Origin of the sequence: uncultured Fretibacterium sp. (genome assembly GCF_938030725.1) — a bacterium.
Lineage (GTDB): Bacteria > Synergistota > Synergistia > Synergistales > Aminobacteriaceae > Fretibacterium.
Genome location: NZ_CALHIQ010000067.1, coordinates 1 through 2,762, shown reverse-complemented (window position 1 = coordinate 2,762; position 2,762 = coordinate 1). Strand labels below are relative to the sequence as shown.

Here is a 2,762-nt window from a genome sequence, read left to right as displayed (position 1 = left end):
CCTGATCGTTTTGTTTCTGTAGATCAAGTCTTCCCTGATCGTGAATCCCGTCCTTTCCCAGAACGAATTTCCCCCCTGGTTTCTGGCGAACACGACCAGCGCGACCTTGTTGATCCCGCAGCCCTCCAGCGCTTCCATTGCCGTGTTCACCAGCTTTGTTGCAATGCCTCGTTTTCTGTAATCCGGGTGGACGGACGTGTGGTAGATATACCCTCTGCGTCCATCATGTCCTGCCAGAATCACGCCCACGACGCCGCCCTGTTCGATCGCTACAAAACAGGTGTCGGGGTTCCTGGTCAAAAACTTGGCAATCCCCTCCCTGGAGTCGTCCAGGTCGTTCAACCCCATCCCTGAGCAGGACGTCCACAGCGCATACACTTCCTCGTAATCGCCAATGAGCATTTTCCTGATTTCCAAGCGCGTATCTCCTTTCAATTTTCAGTGCAGTTCCGTGCAAAGGACATGGGCGTCTCCACAGCGGTTGGGGCAGGGCGCTCATGATTCAGCGGATGACGCTTCGGGGCGATTGCTGAAGGAGCAAAAAAGAACGATTGACCCAGGTCAATCGTTCTTGCTAATACACTGCTGCCAGTTATCTCAGGCAGGTTCAAACTCATCCTTGCCCACGGAGCAGAGCGGGCACACCCAATCCTCCGGAAGGTCCTCAAAGGCAGTGCCTGGTGCGATGCCGCTGTCCGGGTCCCCCGCCTCCGGGTCGTAGACATACCCGCAGACCTTGCACACGTACTTCTTCATAAAGATTCCCCCCCACTTGTCGCTTTTTATGGCCTTCAAACCTTCAGCAAAGTTTCAAGACCATTCAGCCTTATTATAGCTTAACCGCGCTGGAAGTGGCAAATCGGATCGCCCGTCGTCGCGTGCGGGAAGCCGCCAATTGCACTACGAAGCAGGCTCTGGCGCAGCGAACCGTTAGCTCCCCTGCGCGCCCTGTCGCTCTCCGGGGCCTTTGCGGCAGCGTTCGTCAGTGGATCCGCTCGTCCTTGGCTCGTCAGAGATTCATGCTCAAGAAACCGATTGGAATGGTACAATAAAAAGGCTGAAGGGACTAAAACGATCGAAAGGCTATCTCCAAAAGAGGACCGAGGGGGCGATAACGTGAGCAATTCCTTATACCGGCAGTATCGTCCCCAGAGGTTTGCCGACGTCGTAGCCCAGGATGCGGCGCGGGACGTCCTGACGCACGCGCTTGAAAACTCGCGCATCGGTCACGCCTACCTGTTTTCCGGTCCGAGGGGTTGCGGAAAGACCTCCATAGCGCGGATTTTGGCGAAAGCCTTGAACTGCCTTGCCCCCCTTGGCGTCGAGCCCTGCGGCACTTGCGTCAACTGCATGGCGATTACGTCGGGCAGCAGCCCTGACGTCGTGGAGATCGACGGGGCTTCCAACAACAGCGTCGACGAGGTGCGTCAACTGAAGAGCCAGGTGCCGCTGGTGCCCTTCGCTTCAAAGTACAAGATATATATCATTGACGAAGTCCACATGCTCTCCGCCGCCGCCTTTAACGCGCTCCTGAAGACGCTGGAGGAGCCCCCTTCCTACGTGGTCTTCATCCTGGCCACGACGGAGCCCTACAAGGTGCCCGTCACCATTCGCTCCCGCTGCCAGCACATCCCGTTTCACAGCATTGGGGCCCGGAAGATCTTTGAACACCTCACGCACATCTGCGAATGGGAAAGGACTGCCGCTCAACCGGAGGCGCTCTGGGAGGTCGCCCGACAGGCCGACGGCGCTCTGCGCGACGCCCTTTCCATGCTGGAACAGATCATCAACCGCGCCGCGGGCGAAGTCACCCTGGAGGACGTCGAGGCCGCGTTGGGTGCAGGGAGCCGTCCTGCCGTTGAACGTTGGCTCTCCGCCCTGAAGGGCGAGGGCAGTTCCTCCTACGTGGACTTCACTAAGATGATGGAAGGAGGCTCTCCACAGCACGTCTTTGAGGAGCTGTTCTCCCTCCTGAAGAACCTGTGGCTTGCCGTGCGCTGGCCAAACGTAACGCGCGAGCTGGACGTTTCCGAGCAGGAGAAGAAGTTTCTTGCAGAGGAAGCGCCGCGATGGTCCGCGGAGGAACTGCGTTCCCTGTTGGGAGCTGTCGCGGACCTGCTCGTGCAGGTTCGCCTCGGCGTCAGGATGGATATCGTGACCGGACTTCTGATGCTGGAGCTTTCTCGTATCCTTGACTCGGCCAGGGCCGCGACAAGGCCGCCCCAGGCGACGGTGAGCTCCAGCCCACCGCGCCCGCAGCGCCTCGCCGCCGACCCTGCCGTGGAACCCGTGGAGGAGCCGGCGATCCAGAAAAAAGACCAAGTCCCCGTTCTTCAACCCCCGGCCCAAAGGGAAGCAGATCGGCCTGAGGGGCTATTGGAGGCGGACTGGAAACCTGCCTCGAAGGAGGCCTTCGTCAAGCTGCTGGCCGCCGCCCGTCAGGCGGACTTCGTCCTCTATTGTGCCCTTTTGGACGCTGACATGAAGCAGAGCGAGAGCTCCGTGCTCCTGAACTTGCGGGATCGCTATCCCTACGAGGTGCTGTGCCTCGAACGCTGGCGTTCCAGCCTCCTGGAGCTGCTGACAAGGTCAGCCGACGGCGTGTTTCTCCGCTTCGGGGACGAGGTGTTCGCCTGCACCGGCGGCGAACCGGATCGCGTCAGTGAGGCTGCCGTCGCAGGGCGGGGAGGGGCGCCGCAGCAGCCTCAGAAGGAGGAGGAAACGCTGCGCCCCGCCCCCCCGGAAGAAGAAGCGAAGCGGCC

3 protein-coding genes are annotated in these 2,762 nt (G+C 60.1%); 1 reads left to right on the top strand and 2 read right to left on the bottom strand.

Annotated features, from left to right (window positions below):
• Together Q0629_RS04040 and rd are read right to left on the bottom strand one after the other, a co-directional pair.
• Positions 1-417, bottom strand: a 417-nt coding sequence (locus Q0629_RS04040) for a GNAT family N-acetyltransferase (RefSeq protein WP_298779229.1), incomplete at its 3' end; no start/stop codon positions are given.
• 180 nt (positions 418-597) lie between these two features.
• Entirely contained in the window at positions 598-756 is a 159-nt protein-coding gene (gene rd, locus Q0629_RS04035) for a rubredoxin (RefSeq protein WP_298779227.1), read from the bottom strand.
• 360 nt (positions 757-1,116) lie between these two features.
• Here rd and dnaX point away from each other — a divergent pair.
• Positions 1,117-2,762, top strand: a 1,646-nt coding sequence (dnaX, locus tag Q0629_RS04030) for a DNA polymerase III subunit gamma/tau (protein WP_298779225.1), incomplete at its 3' end; no start/stop codon positions are given.

What these genes read in the sequence shown, in the direction of transcription:
- rd (WP_298779227.1), bottom strand. Translation starts at nt 756, where the DNA reads ATGAAGAAGTACGTGTGCAAGGTCTGCGGGTATGTCTACGACCCGGAG.